At 77.5% G+C, this 15,856-nt stretch carries 12 protein-coding genes; 5 read left to right on the forward strand and 7 right to left on the reverse strand.

Translation table 11 applies throughout. From position 1 onward, the window contains the following. From ACI79Q_RS18135 to ACI79Q_RS18145, 3 genes are all read left to right on the forward strand, one after another. Positions 1-962 (forward strand): ATP-binding cassette domain-containing protein (locus ACI79Q_RS18135; RefSeq protein ID WP_456615135.1); only part of this gene is annotated, 962 nt, incomplete at its 5' end. Beyond that, the gene (locus tag ACI79Q_RS18140) at positions 959-1,729 is read left to right on the forward strand and encodes an energy-coupling factor transporter transmembrane component T family protein (protein ID WP_456589832.1); all 771 of its coding nucleotides are present in this window, start codon (positions 959-961) and stop codon (positions 1,727-1,729) included. The genes ACI79Q_RS18135 and ACI79Q_RS18140, both read left to right, overlap by 4 nt. Before the next feature lie 107 nt (positions 1,730-1,836). Continuing rightward, the gene (locus ACI79Q_RS18145; RefSeq protein ID WP_456589833.1) at positions 1,837-2,259 is read left to right on the forward strand and encodes an ATP-binding protein; all 423 of its coding nucleotides are present in this window, start codon (positions 1,837-1,839) and stop codon (positions 2,257-2,259) included. 7 nt (positions 2,260-2,266) lie between these two features. Here ACI79Q_RS18145 and ACI79Q_RS18150 read toward each other — a convergent pair whose 3' ends face one another. After that, positions 2,267-4,816, reverse strand: a complete 2,550-nt coding sequence (locus ACI79Q_RS18150) for a SpoIIE family protein phosphatase (RefSeq protein WP_456613856.1) — start codon at positions 4,814-4,816, stop codon at positions 2,267-2,269. A 2,313-nt stretch (positions 4,817-7,129) separates the two neighbouring features. Here ACI79Q_RS18150 and ACI79Q_RS18155 point away from each other — a divergent pair. Beyond that, positions 7,130-8,074 carry a nucleoside hydrolase gene (locus tag ACI79Q_RS18155; RefSeq protein WP_456600515.1) on the forward strand — a complete coding sequence of 315 codons (945 nt, stop codon included), beginning with the start codon at positions 7,130-7,132 and terminating at the stop codon, positions 8,072-8,074. On the opposite strand, the gene ACI79Q_RS18160 is transcribed toward ACI79Q_RS18155, so the two are convergent. Continuing rightward, positions 8,075-8,764, reverse strand: coding sequence for an ANTAR domain-containing protein (locus ACI79Q_RS18160; RefSeq protein WP_456589836.1), 690 nt, complete (start codon positions 8,762-8,764; stop codon positions 8,075-8,077). It lies immediately after the preceding gene. Positions 8,765-8,890: 126 nt separating this feature from the next. Between ACI79Q_RS18160 and ACI79Q_RS18165 the strand changes: the two genes are divergently transcribed. Continuing rightward, complete coding sequence (locus tag ACI79Q_RS18165; RefSeq protein WP_456589837.1) at positions 8,891-9,400, forward strand: ATP-binding protein; 510 nt, start codon at positions 8,891-8,893, stop codon at positions 9,398-9,400. Positions 9,401-9,572: 172 nt separating this feature from the next. On the opposite strand, the gene ACI79Q_RS18170 is transcribed toward ACI79Q_RS18165, so the two are convergent. From ACI79Q_RS18170 to ACI79Q_RS18190, 5 genes are all read right to left on the reverse strand, one after another. Beyond that, positions 9,573-11,189 carry a GTPase gene (locus ACI79Q_RS18170; RefSeq protein WP_456600516.1) on the reverse strand — a complete coding sequence of 539 codons (1,617 nt, stop codon included), beginning with the start codon at positions 11,187-11,189 and terminating at the stop codon, positions 9,573-9,575. Then, on the reverse strand, positions 11,186-12,883 hold the full coding sequence (locus ACI79Q_RS18175) for an ABC transporter (RefSeq protein ID WP_456615136.1): 1,698 nt from the start codon (positions 12,881-12,883) through the stop codon (positions 11,186-11,188). The genes ACI79Q_RS18170 and ACI79Q_RS18175 overlap by 4 nt, the downstream gene beginning before the upstream one ends. A 53-nt stretch (positions 12,884-12,936) precedes the next feature. Further along, complete coding sequence (locus tag ACI79Q_RS18180; protein ID WP_456589840.1) at positions 12,937-13,575, reverse strand: PilZ domain-containing protein; 639 nt, start codon at positions 13,573-13,575, stop codon at positions 12,937-12,939. Positions 13,576-13,704: 129 nt separating this feature from the next. Beyond that, entirely contained in the window at positions 13,705-14,970 is a 1,266-nt protein-coding gene (locus ACI79Q_RS18185; protein ID WP_456613534.1) for a diguanylate cyclase, read from the reverse strand. A gap of 97 nt (positions 14,971-15,067) precedes the next feature. Continuing rightward, positions 15,068-15,766: an NYN domain-containing protein gene (locus ACI79Q_RS18190; protein ID WP_456589842.1), complete on the reverse strand. Its 699-nt coding sequence runs from the start codon at positions 15,764-15,766 to the stop codon at positions 15,068-15,070. Positions 15,767-15,856: the final 90 nt, after the last annotated feature.

Genomic DNA, 15,856 nt, shown 5'->3' on the forward strand with positions numbered 1-15,856 from the left:
GAGCCAACCCCCCCCCCCCGGGTGTGCTGCTCCTGGACGACCCCACCCCCCAGCTCCACCCGGACGGCGCCGCGGTGGTGCCCCGGGGGGTGGACCGCGCGGTGGCCGACCGGGCGGCCACCCTGGTCGTCGTCGACCACGACCTGGAGGCGTGGCTGCCGCTCGTCGACCGGGTCGTGGAGCTGCTGCCGGGCGGCGGGCTGACCGAGCACGCCGCCGGCTGGACGCCGCCGCCGCTGCGGTTCCCGGCGCGCCGGGCCGACCCACCGGCCGGCGAGGCGCTCGTGCGTGCCGAGGCCGTCAGCTACACCCACCGCGGGTCCGACCGCCCGGCGCTCGCGCCGACCGACGCGGTTCTCCTCGCCGGCCGGACGCTCGCCGTGACGGGACCGAACGGCACCGGCAAGTCCACGCTGGCCCTGCTGCTCGCCGGGCTGCGCGCGCCGACCGGCGGGCAGGTCAGGGTCGGGCCGACCCTGCGCGCCGGGCTGCGCCGACCCGACCGGCCGCCGGCGCGGTGGCGGGCGGCCGAGCTGGTCGAGCGGATCGGCACGGTGTTCCAGCAGCCCGAGCACCAGTTCCTGACCGGACGGGTGCGCGACGAGCTCTCCCTGGGACCGTTGCGGGCCGGGGCCGACCGGACGGCGGCCGGCCGGCGCGCCGACGAGCTGCTCGAGCGGCTGGGGCTGGCCCCGCTCGCCGAGGCCAACCCCTTCACCCTCTCCGGTGGCCAGCAGCGACGGCTGTCGGTGGCGACCGCGCTGGCGACCCGGCCGCCGGTGCTGGTGCTGGACGAGCCGACCTTCGGCCAGGACCGCGACACCTGGGCCGAGCTGACCGCGCTGCTGGCCGAGCAGCAGGGCGAGGGCCGTGCACTGTGCCTGGTCACCCACGACACGGCCGTCGTCGGCGCGCTGGCCGACGACGTGCTCCGCCTCGGCGACCCGGTGCCGGCACCGTGAGCGCCCCCCTCACGCTCGGCCCGGCCCGGGCCGTCCCGCTGTCGGCGATCAATCCCGTCGCCCAGCTCTCGGCGATCGTCGTCCTCACCGTCGTCCTGCTCGTCAGCGGTGACTGGGTGACGCCGTCGGTGGTCCTCGCCGCGGAGCTGGCGCTGCTGCCCGCGGCGGGCCTGACCACGCCGCGGTCCGTCCTGCGCCGCACGTGGCCCCTGCTGCTGAGCGCGGCCGGTGTCGCCTGGGTCAACGTCGCGTTCGGCACACTCGACGGCGCGGCGGCGTGGCTGAGCGGGGCCACCTGGGGGCTGCGGGTGATCGCGTTGGCCCTGCCCGGCGTCCTGCTGGTCTCCTCCACCGACCCCGTGCGGCTGGCCGACGCGCTCACCCTGCACTGGCGCGTCCCCACCCGCTTCGCCTACGGGGCGCTCGCCGCCCTGCGGCTGGTGCCGCTGCTGGCCACCGAGTGGCAGACCATCCGCCTCGCCCGCCGCGCCCGGGGCGTCGACGCCGGTGCCAGCCCGGTCGCCCACGTCCGGCTGTTCGCCGGCACCGCCTTCGCACTGCTCGTCGGCGCGATCCGGCGGGGGAGCCGGCTGGCGACGGCGATGGACGCCCGCGGCTTCGACTCCGGGATCCCCCGCAGCAATGCGCGGGGCTCCACGCTGCACCGGCGCGATGCCTGGTTCGTCGCCGCCGCCGTCGCGGTGTGCGTGCTCGCCGTGGCCGCGAGCGTCCGATCCGGATACTGGTCGCCGGTGTTCGTCGGCTGATGGTGTGATCCGCACGACATCAGGTTTGACGCCCGGGGCCACGACCCATAGGTGATGGTTAGGCCAGCACGCGGCAGCAGCGGGCCTCGACGGAGGAGAGCACAGGCGTGACAGGGCAGGCGGCCGGCACGATCTGGCCCTCGGCGTACCCGCCTGCGGCCGAGCCCGTCCTCGTCTGGGACCTGCACGACGTCGCCGAGCTCCCGGGTGTGCGCGCGCAGGTCCGCCACCGGGTGACCGGCCCGGGGATCGGTGACCTGCTCGACCGGCTCGTGCTCGCCCTGGACGAGATGGCGTCGAACGCGCTGCGCCACGGTGGCGGTGAGGTGCGGGCGGCCCTCCGCACCACCGGCGCCGCCTACCTCGTCGAGGTGACCGACCAGGCGCCGCACCGCCCGCCGGCACCGGCCGTCGGCCGCGACCCGAGCCTGGGGGGACTGGGCCTCTACCTGATCGCCGAACTGGCCGCCGCGCACGGCTGGTACGTCGCCGCGGGGCGCAAGCACGTCTGGGCGATGCTGGGCCGCTGAGCGGCCGTCAGCCGTGGGGGTGCAGCCGGACCGCCACGAGCGCGACGTCGTCCTGCAGCGCCTCGGCGGGGCGCAGCCGGTCGAGGACGGCGTCGCACAGCTCCGGCAGCGGCCGGCCCCCGAGGTCGGCCAGCGCCGCGCGCAGCCGGGCGGTGCCCTCGTCGAGCGAGAGGTCGCGCCCCTCGACCAGGCCGTCGGTGTAGAGCAGCACGGTCGTCCCGCGGGGCACCGTCACCACCGTCTCCGTGCGCCGCGTCTCCGGGTCGACCCCGAGCATCAGCTCGGCCCGTTCCCCCGCCAGCTCCTCGATCCGCCCGTCCGGCCGCAGGACCAGCGGCGGCGGGTGGCCGGCGTTGGACCAGCGCAGCCGGGTCATGCCGGCGGCGCGCTCCTCGGCCGTCTGCTCGACGCGCACGACCGCCGCGGTGGCCAGCGTGCCCACGTGCAGGCCGCGGATGGCGGCGTCGAGGTCGGTGAGCACCTCTGCGGGGCCGATGTCGCGGTAGGCGATGCCGCGCAGCATGCCGCGGAGCTGCCCCATCGCCGCGGCCGCCTCGGTGTCGTGCCCGACGACGTCGCCGATGACCAGCACGGTCGCGTCCGAGGGCTGCTGGAAGGCGTCGTACCAGTCGCCACCGACCTCCGCCACCGCCATCGCCGGCTGGTAGCGCGCCACGATCTCGGCGGAATCGGGCTGCGGCGGTGCGGTGAGCAGGCTGCGCTGCAGACCTTCGGCCAGCCGGCGCTGCTGCTCGTAGAGCCGGGCGTTGTCCAGCGCCAGCGCCACCCGGCCGGCGACGTCGCGCACAGTGGCGACGTCCTCCTCGTCCGGCAGCGGGCGGTCGGCGGACCGGTAGGCGCTGAGCGCCCCGAGCGTCCGGCCCCGGGCGGCCAGCGCCATCGTCACCGCCGACTGCGGCGCCAACCGCCAGAAGGCGTCGCTGACGTCGCCCGGTGGCAGGGTCTGCCCCACGGCCACCCCGACGTCGGGGACGACCAGGACCTGCCCGGAGGCGAGCGCCCGCATGATGGGGGCGTCGGGGGGCAGGGCGGCCAGCCGCAGCGCGGCGTAGCGGCGGACGGCGTCCCGGTACTCCGGGTCGCGGTGCCAGCTGGCGACGTCCCGCATCCGGCCTTCCTCGTCGGCGAGGCTCAGGATCGCCCAGTCGCCGAGCTCGGGCACGAGCAGCTCGGCGACCCGCTGCAGCGCCTCCTCCTCCCGCTGCCGGGTGTTCAGCGACGCCGACACGGCCGTGGTGGCGTGCGCGACCAGCGCGAGCCGGGCGGCGCTGCGCCGGGCCTTCTCCTCGGCCGCCCGGCGCTCGGTCACGTCGAGGAAGGACACCGACAGACCGTCGGGCGTGGGCCAGGCGCGCACCTCGAACCACGCGGCCAGCGGCGGCGGGTAGTAGGCCTCGAACAGCTGCTCCTGCCCGGTCGACACCGCCGTCCGGTAGTGCCGTTCGAAGTCGCTGTCCACGGCCGCCGGGAACCGGTCCCAGACGACCTGCCCGATCAGCTCCTCCCGCGAGGCGCCCAGCACCCGCTCGGCCTCGGCGTTGACGTAGGTGAAGCGCCACTCCCGGTCCAGCGAGAAGAACGAGGCCTTCATCGCCTCCAGCAGGCGGGCGAGGCGGACGTCCTCCTGCCGCTGCGGCGTCGTGTCGTAGGCGGCGCCGAGCAGCCGCACCGCGGTCCCCCTGTCGTCGGAGACCGCCCGGCCCCGGCCCCGCACCCAGCGGGTCAGCCCTGTCGGCAGCACGACCCGGAACTCGGCCTCGTAGTCGCCGCGCCCCTCGATGGCCGTCTGCAGGGCCTCGGTCGTCCGCTCCCGGTCGTCGGGGTGCACCCGGGCGACGAAGGAGTCGATCCTCTCGTCGAACCCCGCTCGCTCGTAGCCGAAGAGGGCCAGCATCCGGTCGTCCCAGAGCAGCCGGCCCGTGACGAGGTTCCAGTCGAAGCTGCCGATGCCGGCGGCGTCGATGGCCAGCTCGAAGCGCAGCCGGTGCGCCTCGTACTCCGCCGTGAGCGCCATGAGCTGGAGCTCGGTGCTGACCGAGTCGGCGAGCTGGCGGAGCAGGGTCACGTCCCGCTCGGTCCAGGCCCGTGCCCGGGGCTCGTACGCGCACAGCGCACCGATCGGGTCCCCACCCGTGGCCCGCAGGGGGATGCCGAGGAAGGCGCCGACCTGCCCGGACCGGACGGGGTCGCGGTCGGCCACCCGCTCGTCGCGGGCTGCGTCCGGCACGACGAGGGGGCCGTCGGCCGTCGCGGCGACGGCGCACAGCGAGGAGGCCAGCGGCAGCCGGGCCCCGATGCCGCCGGGTGGCAGGCCGGTGCCGGCCACCGCGGTCTGCACCTCGCCGACGAGGGAGACGTCGACGGACTCGCAGTCCAGCAGCCGGGTGGCCAGGTCGGTGAGCCGCTGCAGGCTGCGGTTGCCGAGGGCCTCGCCGGCCAGCCGGCGCACCGCCTCGGCGCGGTCGGCGATGCCCGTCGCCGAGCGTTCGGCAGCGCCCAGGGGGGCCGGCCCGTCGGGGAGCTCGGCGGCGGTCACGTGGGTTTCCCTCCACAGACGGTCCGCGGGTGGCCGGCGGCACGGCTGCTCCGTTTGCGCGGCGAGAGGTGCAGAGCCTGTCACACCGGTCGGCCGGGCGCGCGGATCGCGTCTGCAAGGGGACCGTGAGGAGGGCGGGAGAGGGCGGGTGGGGGTTCGGTAGCCGGGGCGGGCGCCCGGGCGGTGACCGGACCGGCGAGCGGTCCGGCCGCCGGGGGGGGGGGGGGGGGGGGGGGGGGGGGGTGGGGGGGGGGGGGGGGGGGGGCGGGGGGGGGGGGGGGGGGGGGGGGGGGGGGGGGGGGGGGGGGGGGGGGGGCGGTGGGGGGTTGTGTGGGGGGGGGGGGGGCCGGGCCGGGGCGGGGACCGGCGAGCGGTCCGGCCGCGGGAGGCGGGCGCCCGCCGACGGCGGGAGGAAGCGGACGGGATGCCCGTCCACCGGCACGTGCCACGAGCTCCGCGACGTCGTCCGACGCCTCGTCCCGGAGCACCGCGCCGGGACGTCGGACCGCGGGCCCGGGCGGCGTCGGGACCCTGCCGGTCGGTGGACCGGTGGCCCCTCCGCCGCAGCCGGCCAGGCGCCGCCGGTCGGAGACCCGGGCGGTCGCGAGGGGGATCGCGCCGCCGGGCACCGGCAGGGGCCTGTCGTCCACCCCGCCGGACGGTTCCGGGTCCGCGTTGCCCGCCGTCCGCGATCCGTGCCTCCCTGGAGGGTCCGCGCGCTGCGTGCTGGGCAGCAGCCGGGCGGGGGGACGAGGCCGGATTCGTGGAGCGGCGAGGTCTGCGGGCGCCCGGAGGGCACCGTCGGGGGTGGGCCAGGTGCGGCCGAGGTCGGCCGAGGGGGACGCGCTCGCGGGACCGAGTCGACGATCCGCGACCACCCGGGGAAGAGGGAGGTCGGGGCCGGCGTGCTCGACGGGAGAGCGGTGGACGGCTGCCGCGGCTGGATGCCGTGGTCGCGCTGCAGGATCAGCCGGGCGCGGGAGGCGCCGGGCGGGGGTGCGCCGAGGGTGCCCGCACGGTGAACGGCGAGGGGAAGGTGCCGTTCGCGGGCCCGGTTCGTCGCGGCGGGGGCGGAGACCCGCGGACCGGGCACCCGGCCGGGTCGCCGCGGGCCCCGGCTCCACCGGATCCCTGCGGGGACCGCGGTGCCGGTACCCGGGGGGTGCGGCCCGCCGGGCCGGGGGTGCGGACCGGGAGGAACGGCGGCGTGGACCGCGCCCCGTACCGACCCGAGGACGGCCAGTCCCCCGGTGGACGCCAGCCGGCCGATGGCCGGCTCCGTACCGAGGGTTCCGTGGAACTCGGGTGGGTGGTGGGGCGGGCGGTCGCGTCAGGTGCGGCCGTACCGGTTCGCGACCCCGGCGACGAGGCCGGTCCCGCGGGAAGGAGCGCCGCGGCGGGGGAAGGCGCCACGGGCTGGACGGAGGGGGTGCTGGGCATCTCGCGCAGCACCACGGGGGGATCGAGGTCGCGCAGCACCGGGGACGCGGGGCGGCCCCAGGCGAGGTGCCGGCCCTGCTCGCCGGCGCCCCACAGCGCCATCCGGCGGGTGAACCCGCGCAGCGCCGCACGGCGCCGACCGGGCACCGGGGCGGGAGGTGCGGCGGTGCGCCACGCCAGGTTCTGACCCTGCTCGCCGGCACCCCACAGCGCCATCCGGCGGGTGAACCCGCGCACTCCGCCCAGGGGCTCGCGGACCCGCTCGGGGACCACGGTCACCCGAGGACTGAACACCGGCGGAGCGGGCACGTGCGGGGCACGGGCCGCGGGCGCCGGCTGGACCGACCGCAGCGGGACGGGTCGGGCCGCCGCCCGGTGCGTGGCCGGCCGGGGGCGCGGGCGGGGACGGACCTCGTCCGCCCGGTCCAGGACGTCGATGAGACCCACCAACGCGCTGGCCGGCTCGCGCGGGGAACGGTCGGCGCGCGCCGCTGAGTCCGCCGGCCTGACGGCCTGCCGGCTGCTGCTCATGTCGCCTCCCGAAGTCGTGTCCGCAGCAGGGGAAGGTGCCGCGGACAAGGAGAAACGTAGGGATCGGCGGGCCCGGCAGCCGGTTCCTCCGGCGCCTCGCCGGAACCGCGTGACCCAACCGTTGCCCAACCCCTGCGCACCGGTCGGTGACCCCTCGCCCGGCGCATGCCCTTGTCGATTCGACGGCCCCCCGCGAGCGTGGACGGGCCGATCCGGGCCGTCGGTCACTTCCGGACGACTCCGGCACGCCCGGCGTGTCGGCCCCGGCCGGAGCGCGGTCGGCCCGTGCGGACCGGCCGGACCGCGGCGGGCCCGTGCGGACCGGCTTGCGAGGATGCGGCGGTGACCGAGCGCATCCCCCTGGTGATCGACACCGACCCCGGCATCGACGACGCCCTCGCCATCCTGCTGGCCCTGGCCAGCCCGGAGGTGGACCTGCGGCTGGTCACCACGGTGCACGGCAACGTGGAGCTGGCGCAGGTCACCGAGAACGCCCTGCGGGTGCTGCACCTGGCCGGGCGCTCCGACGTGCCGGTGGCCGCGGGCGCCCGCGCCTCGCTGGTCCACCCGCAGCCGGAGCGGGCCGGCCACGTGCACGGCGTCGCCGGGCTCGGCGGCGCCGAGCTGCCGCCCTCCCCCGCGGTCGTCGACCCCCGCCCCGCGGTCGTCGCCCTGGCCGAGACGCTGCTGGCCGCGAGCACGCCGGTGACGGTGGCCGCGATCGGCCCGCTCACGAACCTCGCGCTGCTGCTGGCCGTGTACCCGGAGGCCGCGGAGCGCATCGGGCGGCTCGTCGTCATGGGCGGTTCCGCCTCCCGCGGGGGCAACGTCACCGCCGCCGCGGAGTTCAACATCTGGTCCGACCCGGAGGCGGCGCAGGCCGTCCTCTGCTCCTCGGTGCCCGCCGTCCTGGTCGGCCTGGACGTCACGCTGCCCACCGTCCTCACCGAGGAGGGGATCGCCCGCTTCGCCGGTGCGGGCCCGGTCGGCCGCAGCGCGGCGGCGATCCTGCAGCAGTACGTGGACCACGCCCGGGACGCGTACGGCACCGCGGGCGTCGTCGTGCACGACGCCCTGGCGCTCACCGAGGCCATCGCCCCGGGCACCCTCGGCACCGTCCGGCGCGACGTCGTCGTCGACACCACGCTGGGCGCCGGCCGGGGACAGACCCTGGTGGACCGCCGGGCGGTCTCGGGGTCCGCGACGGCGGTCGAGGTGGCCGAGACGGTCGACAGCGCCGCCGCCGTCGAGTTCCTGGTCTCCCGGCTGGCGCGGCTGGACGGCTGACTAGCGGCGCGCCTGCGTGCCCGCGACGATGCCGGCGGCGATGTCGCGCAGCTTGCGGTTGTAGCGCTGCGATGCCTGGCGCAGCACCTCGAAGGCCCGATCGGCGTCGATCCCCTGCTGGGCCATCAGCACGCCCTTGGCCTGCTCGATGACCGCGCGCGACTCCATGGCGATCCGCATGTTGCGGGCCTGCTCGGTCATCTGGGCGTGCGCGTCGGCGTTGGCGACCGCGACCGCGATGCTCTCGGCCACGCCGAGGGCGGCGGCCAGCGACCCGGGGTGGGCGAACGCCGCGGGCCGGGTCGAGTACGCGTTCAGGGCGCCGATGCTCGACCCCTGGTAGGGCAGCGGCACCGACAGCGAGCTGCGGACAGGGGTCGCGCGCACGCGGGCCACGTAGGCGGGCCACCGCTCCTCGGTGCGCACGTCGTCGATCCGCAGGACGACGCCGCCACGGCCGGCGTCCAGGCAGGGACCGCTGTCCTCGGCGTACTGCAGCTCGTCGGCCGCCAGCGCCATCTCGCCGCGGTAGCCGGCCGTGAAGGCCTTGTCGCCGCGGACCAGCGTCGTGGAGACGGCGTCGGCGCCGGGGACGGCCCGGGCCGCGATCGTGGTGATCTCGGTGAGCACCTCGGTCAGCTCCCGGCCGCCCAGGGTCACCCGGGCGAGCTCGCGAAGGACGTCGTCCACCGGCACAGTCTGCCCGGCGGGACCCGCACCGGTCGCCCCCCTTCGCGCGTGGCGTCCCCATCGGTCAGGATGGTGCGATCCGGGCCGGGTCCCGGGGTACCCGCGGAGCAGACGCGAGAGGACGAGATGGCCGACGAGCTGGCCCCCGACGCGTGGCCGACCGCGCCCGTCCCCTCCGTCCCCGGTGACGTCTGGCACTGGCAGCTGGAAGCCATGCACGTGGTGTCCCGCGTGCGCACCGATCTGCGCGCGCGGATCGCCCACCCGTCGGTCTCCGCCGCCTCGACCGAGGACGCCCGGGACGGGCTGCTCCTGGTGTTCGAGGAGCTGGCGTCCAACGCGCTGCGGCACGGCGGGGGCGACGTGCGGGCCCTGGTCGTCGCCGGCCCCGCCGGCTGGCTGCTCGACCTCAGCGACGAGGCACCCGACCGCCCGCCCGTGCCGGCCGTCGACCGGGACCCGGCGCTGGGCGGGATGGGCCTGCACCTCGTCGCGCAGCTCTCCACCGCCTACGGCTGGGAGGAGCGGCCGGGCCGCAAGCACGTCTGGGCGCTGCTGCCCTCGGGGCGGGAGGCCGTCGAGGGGCTGCGCGACCGGCTGCCCGAGCAGCGCTCACCCGGCCTCCACCGGGACTGACGGAGGACCCCCTCCTCCTCACCCCTCGCACGCTCGGGGCGAGCCTCCGGAGGGGGCCGTCCCAGCACCTCACCAGGCGCGGTCGGCCCGGTGCACCGTCCCTGCAGCCGTGCCATGCCGCGGCTCTTCGTCCGGCGGTCCGGCTGGACCCGGGAAGCCCCGCCCCAGCGCATCACCGCGCGGCGCGGGTCACCGCCGCGCAGAACCGGGCGGCATCGGCGTGCACCGCGGCCATCGGTGCCAGCAGCTCCTCCTCCGCCACCGCGCGCACGGCCGCGCGCAACCGGCGGTCGGCCGCTCGCCCCCGTCGTCGCGCCCGCATCGCCACGAACGGGCGGCACACCAGGGCGAACAGCAGGCCGGCGAGCAGCCCACCGCCCAGCAGCAGCGTGGGCAGCGGCAGCCCCTCGACCCGGGGCAGCGGGACGACGCCGTCGAGCTGGAGGAACCCGAGCGCGACCAGGGCCAGCAGCCACAGCGCACCCACCAGGGCGGTGGCCAGGAGGAGCCACTGCAGCCCCGCAGCGGCCCGCTGCCAGAGCGGCACCCGGTCGGGCCCCAGATCGGCCCCGCCGACCGCCCGGTCCAGCGCGTCGGCCAGCCGGTCCTCGGAGACCTCGGCGGTGCGCCGCAGCTCCTCGCGCCACGCCGGCGCCAGCCCTTCTCCGACGGCGTCGCGCGCCTCGCGGACGGCGGTCGCCATGCGGGCCCGTTCCACCGCGCCGGCCGGGGGCAGCGACGTGCGGGCCCGCTCGTCCCCCAGGTGCAGCCGCCCCAGCGGATCGGGGCGCAGGGTGCGCGTCCAGCGCAGCAGGGGCCAGCCGGTGCGCCCGGCGCCCTCCCGCCGGGTCGACCGCTCGACGGCGGCGGTCACGGTGGGCACCCCGGCCGCGCGGGCCAGCGCGTCGGTGAGGCCGTCGGTCGGCTCCCGGGCCGGGTCGTCGGCGGCACCGGCCCGCCCCCACCACCGCGACCCACCGGCCGGGGTGGGCGGGCAGTGCGCCGCGAGCTCCGCGGCGCTGCCGCGGACGTCGGCGAGCAGCCGCTCCCCGGCCGCCCGGCGGGCACCCACCCGTCGGGCCAGCTCACCGCGCAGCTCGGCCAGCCCCGCTCCCGTGCGACCGGACACCGCCAGCAGGGGGGTCGCGGCCAGCCCTTCGCGGTCGAGCAGGCCGCGCAGGTCGGCCAGGCAGGCGCGGGCCGCGGCGTCGTCGAGCCGGTCGACCTGGTTGAGCACGACGAGCAGCACGCCCGCGTGGCCCGCCAGCGGCGCCAGGTACCGCTCGTGCACGGCGGCATCGGCGTACTTCTGCGGGTCGAGCACCCAGACGAGGACGTCGACCAGCTCCACCAGCCGGTCGACCTCCAGCCGGTGCTCCAGCCGCACGCTGTCGTGGTCGGGGAGGTCGAGCAGGACCAGCCCGTCGAGCGCCGGCTCGGGCTCGTGGCGGTGCCGCCGCGGCACCTCGAGCCAGTCGAGCAGCCGGTCGGCGCCGTCCTCGGCCGCGCCCCACACGGTGGCGTGCGCGACGCCGGTCGTGGGACGCCGCACCCCCGGGGTGCTCACCTCGCTGCCGGACAGCGCGTTGAACAGGGTGGACTTGCCGCTGCCCGTCGCCCCGGCCAGCGCGACCACGGTGGCGTCCCCGAGCGCCTCGCGCGCCCCGGCCTTGGCCAGCACCGCCCTGGCCCGCGCCACCTCCGGCACCGCCAGCTGCCCGTCGGCCACCTCGACCGCCTCGCGCAGCGCGGCCAGCCGGTCGGCCAGCGCTCCTCCCGCACCCCTCATGCCCGGCGTGCCTCGACGAGGGCACCGGCGGCCAGCCGCAGGTCGTCGGCGGCCTGCGGCGCCGGCGCCGCCGCGTCCAGGAGGCCGTCGAAGCGGTCCTGCTCGTACCGCAGCAGCGCCTCGGCCCGCTCCTCCAGGTCGGCCCGCGCCCGCTCGGCCAGCGACCGCACCGCGGCGTCGCCGAACACCGCCTCCAGCACGCGCTGGCCGACCGCAGTGGTGCCGCCGGCGACCGCCACCTCCCCGCCGAGGAGCCCACCGGTCTGGGCGAAGACCGCCACCATCACCACCGCGCCGGTCCCGCTGACGCCCCAGGAGAGCAGCCGGGCCCGCGAGCGCTTGTCGGCGCCCTCGTCGCGCACCAGGTCCAGCACCGTGCCCTGCCAGTCGCGCACCTGCGCCGCGGCGGCCTCCGGGAAGTCGGGCGACGCGGCGGCGAGCTCCTGCTCCCGGTCGCCCAGCAGCCCTGGTCCGGCCGGGAGCGCACGCCACGCCGTGACCGTCCGCTCCGCGGCCCGGTCCGCCTCGGCCCGCAGCAGGTGCTCGACGCTGCTCTCCAGCGCGCCCTGCAGGCTCTCGGCCGGGGCCGGGCGCCCGGTCAGCGCCGCGGTGACGCGGTCGCGCACCTGGCCGACGCGATTCTGCAGCGTGCGCATCCACTCCCCGGTGCCGACGAACTCCTGCCAGCGGGCGAGCACCTCGCCGCGCAGCAGGCTGCCGCTGCGGACCCCCTGGTCGATCCCGTCGCGCGCCCCGTCGTACGCGGCCGCGGCCGCTCCGTGCAGCGCCCCGGCCGCGGCCAGCTGCTCCTCCACGGCCAGGGCCACGGTGGCGGTGCGCTCCTGCAGGCTGTCCAGCGCCCCGGCGAGGGTCTGCCGGACGACGGCCGCCCGCTGCTCCTGGTCGGCGGCCAGCCCGTGCAGCCAGCTCCGCAGCGGCGCCACCTGCTCCTCGGGCAGCCGGCCGTCCTGCAGCGGCCGCTCCTCGACCACGAACAGCCGGGCGGCGGCGAGGCCGGCGCCCCGCAGCATCGCCGCGAGGTCGTCGGCGACCTCGGTGGCGGCCTCCGGCGGAACCCGGTCCAGCACGACGGCCAGCGCCGTCCCCCGCTGCTCGGCGGTGCGCAGCAGGTCCCACGGCACGGCGTCGGCGTAGCGGGCCGCGGTGGTCACGAAGACCCAGAGGTCGGCGGCGGCCAGCAGCTGGCCGGCGAGGTCGCGGTTGCTCGCCACCACCGAGTCGACGTCGGGAGCGTCGAGCACGGCCAGCCCCGCTGGCACATCGTCACGGGGGACCAGCTGCAGCGTCCCGGGGCCGCCGCTCCCGCCGGTGACCCGCGCCAGCCCCGGCAGCACCCGGTCACCGGAGAAGCTCCCGGCGTCGGCGCGGGCGCAGACGAGCACCGGGGCGCGGGTGGTGGGGCGCAGCACGCCGGCGGTGGTGACCGGAGCGCCGACCAGGCTGTTGACCAGCGTGGACTTGCCGGCGCCGGTGGAGCCGCCGACGACGACGAGCAGCGGGGCGTCCAGGTCGCGCAACCGGGGCAGCAGGTAGTCGTCGATCTGGTCGGTGATGCCCCGGGCGGTCCGGACGGCCTCGTCGCGGCTCGCCGTCGCCAGGGCCAGCGGTGCGGCGGCCACCCGGTCGCGGAGCACCGTGAGGGCCTCGGTCAGACGCGGCGGCGACGGGATCACGCCTGCTGCTCTGCCCCGGGAGGCGGCCGGCTACCCGCCGGTTTCCCCCCGGGTCACTCCGCCATCCGCGCACGCTCCTCGCGCAGCGCCTGGAACACCCGCCGCCGGACCCGGTCCTGCTCCTTCTCGGCGATGTCGACGAACCGGATGCTCATCACCCAGCGCGCCCCCCGGGCCTGGATGCGGATGATCTCGCCGCGCGACACCAGCGGACCGTCCTCGAGGCGGACGGTCAGCCCCATCGTCGTCCCGGCGTCCGGCACCACGCCGAAGCCCTCGAAGTGGACGCGCATGCCGGCCTCGCTGAGGTCCAGCGTCTCGCCCGTGAGGTCCACCCCGCCGAGAGCACCCTCCACCGGCACCGTCACGCGGCCGCGCACCGCCGCCCGCCGCTGGCTGTGCTCGGCGGGCCCGGTCGTCGTGAGCCGCCAGCGCACGACCGCGCCCGTCTGGACGTCCAGCACCTCGGCCGGCAGCATGCGGTGGCCGCTCTCGGTGCGCCAGTAGACCTCGACGACGTCGCCGGGGTTCACGACCGTGCCCTCCACGAACTCGCTCGCCGACGGCCGGACGGAGAGCACGCCGGCGTGGACCACCTCCACCCGGGCGCTGACGGCGACGTTGGTGCCGCCCAGCCGCACCTCGGCCTCGCTCTGCTCCGCCGGGTGGTCGACGCCGGGAACGCTGGTCATGGTCCTCTTTCGATCATCCGGTGCTCGGCCGGCGACCTCCCGGTCGCCCGTCCGCGCGGGAACGGTAACCGCCGTCGGCGGGCGCCGGGCGGCAGGGGAGCGTGACGCGCCGGGATGGACCGGTCCCGCTCAGCGGGCCGGTTGCGGCTCGGTCGCCCCGGGCGGCGCGAGCCCGGCCCCGACGGCGTTCCGGGTGGTCTTGGCCCGGTAGAGCTGCTCGTCCGCCCGGGACATCAGCTCGAGGGGGTAGGCGTCGTCGCCGGCCGCCGTCGCCACCCCGAGGGAGAGGCTGAGCTCCGCGGCGTCGAAGCCGGCGGGCTGCAGCAGCCGGGCCTCGCGCCGGAGCTGCTCGGCCAGCGCGGTCGCGCGCGCCTGGTCCGCCCCCGGCATGAGGACGGCGAGCTCGTCACCACCGAGCCGGGCGACCAGGTCCCCACCGCGCACGCGGGCCGACAGCAGCCCGGCGACCGCGCGCAGCGCGTCGTCCCCTCCGCCGTGCCCGTACCGGTCGTTGACCTCCTTGAAGTGGTCCAGGTCGACCAGCACCACGCTGAGCACGTCTCCCCGCTGGCGGGCGCGGGCGCACAGTTCCGCCAGCTCGGCGTCCCACCGGCGGCGGTTGGCCAGGCCGGTGAGGGGGTCCTCGTGGCTGAGCCGCTCCAGCTGGGCCAGCAGCACCCCGGTCCGCTGCTGCTCACGCTCCAGCCGGACCCGGGTGTGCAGCTCCCGGCTGTCCAGCGCGTAGCGCCGCAGGTGGGCGAGCACCGCGATCAGCGAGGCGCTGGCGAGGTAGACGGTCACCGCGAGCAGGTCTCCGGGCGACAGCCCGTCCTCGACGGTGACCGAGGCGAGCCCGAGGGCGGCCCAGGAGACGGCGACCAGCGCGACGGTCCAGCGCGGGCGGGCCACCAGGACGCAGCCGCTGCCGTAGATCGCGAGGGTGAAGCCGAGCAGGTGGTACCGGGGGTCGTCCGAGCGCGTGACCATCCAGGCGACCTCCGCCTGCACGACCGCCAGGACGAGGAACGTCAGCAGCTCGGGACGCCGGCGGCCCAGCGGGAGCCGCCACAGCGCGAGCAGGGCGAGCAGCATCGGGATCTCGCAGAGCAGCCGGACGGTGAGGAAGGTGCTGGCGCTGCTGCCCTCGGTCACCAGGTCGACCAGCGACCACAGGGGCACGACGACCACGGCCACCCAGCCGACGAGCAGCCCGGCGGTGCGAGCCCGTTCCGCACGCTCCTCGGCCAGTCCGGGGATCGCCCGCGCCAGCTGCGACGCCGACGCCACCCGGCGCCGTCCCGCCCCGCCCTCGGCACCGGCGGCGGACGCCGGCGAGGGCAGCACGTCGCCTCGGCGGAGCATGGCCACCAGGCGCTCGGTCAGGGAGAACGGCACTGTTCTGCGATCGGCACGGCGAGCCGTTTCCTGAACGGCTCGCACCCGGTTCACCCCCGCGGGTGAACCGGGCGGGGGCACCGTGTTCGGACGGCGGTCAGCCGCGGCGCGCGGTGAACCCGGCGACGAAGTCCCGGAGGCTGCGGGTGGGCCGCAGCCAGGCACCGTCCGGCGGGAGCGCGTCCAGGCGGACCCGGTCGAGGGGCTCGACGAACGCCCCCGGCACGTCCTCGATGTCGATGAACTCCAGCAGGTCCGAGCCGATCGCATAACCGGCCACCTCGCTGAAGGCGACGACGACGACCTGCGTCCCCTGGCGGGCGAGGTCCTCCAGCGGCTCGGCGAAGTTCCGGCCGTCACCGGAGAAGACCACCAGCCGCCGCAGCTGGTGGCTGTGCCGGCGGACGGCGATGTGGTCGAGCATGTCCTGGTCGATGTCGTCGTCCGGCTGGGTCTTCGGCCGGGCGAACACCGAGTAGCCGAATCCGCGCAGCGCCTCCACCCAGCGCTGCAGCGATCCCGGCTGCGGGGGGATGTTGGCGAAGACGCACGCCTCGACATCGGAGGAGTCCGGCGCACCCGGATCGCCGGCGCCCTCGACGAACCAGGCCGCGATCGCGTCGAACCGCGGCCGCGAGGCCGCCGTCGGGCGGGCACCGATCACCGTCGACAGGGTCATGTCGATGTTCGGGGCGTCCCAGATCAGCAGGTCCAGGGCGGGACGCGACCGGCCGTCGTCGACGGGGCCGGCCGGCTGCTCGGCGGGCGCGGGCACGGCCTCGGAGGTGTCCAGCACGGGGACAGTCTGCCCGGGCCCGGCGACGGGCGTCGCCGGGGGCGGCGCCTGGAGCGTTCCGGCGGGGGGTGGCGGACCGGCCGGCGCCGT

This window comes from Blastococcus sp. SYSU DS0828 (genome assembly GCF_054050975.1).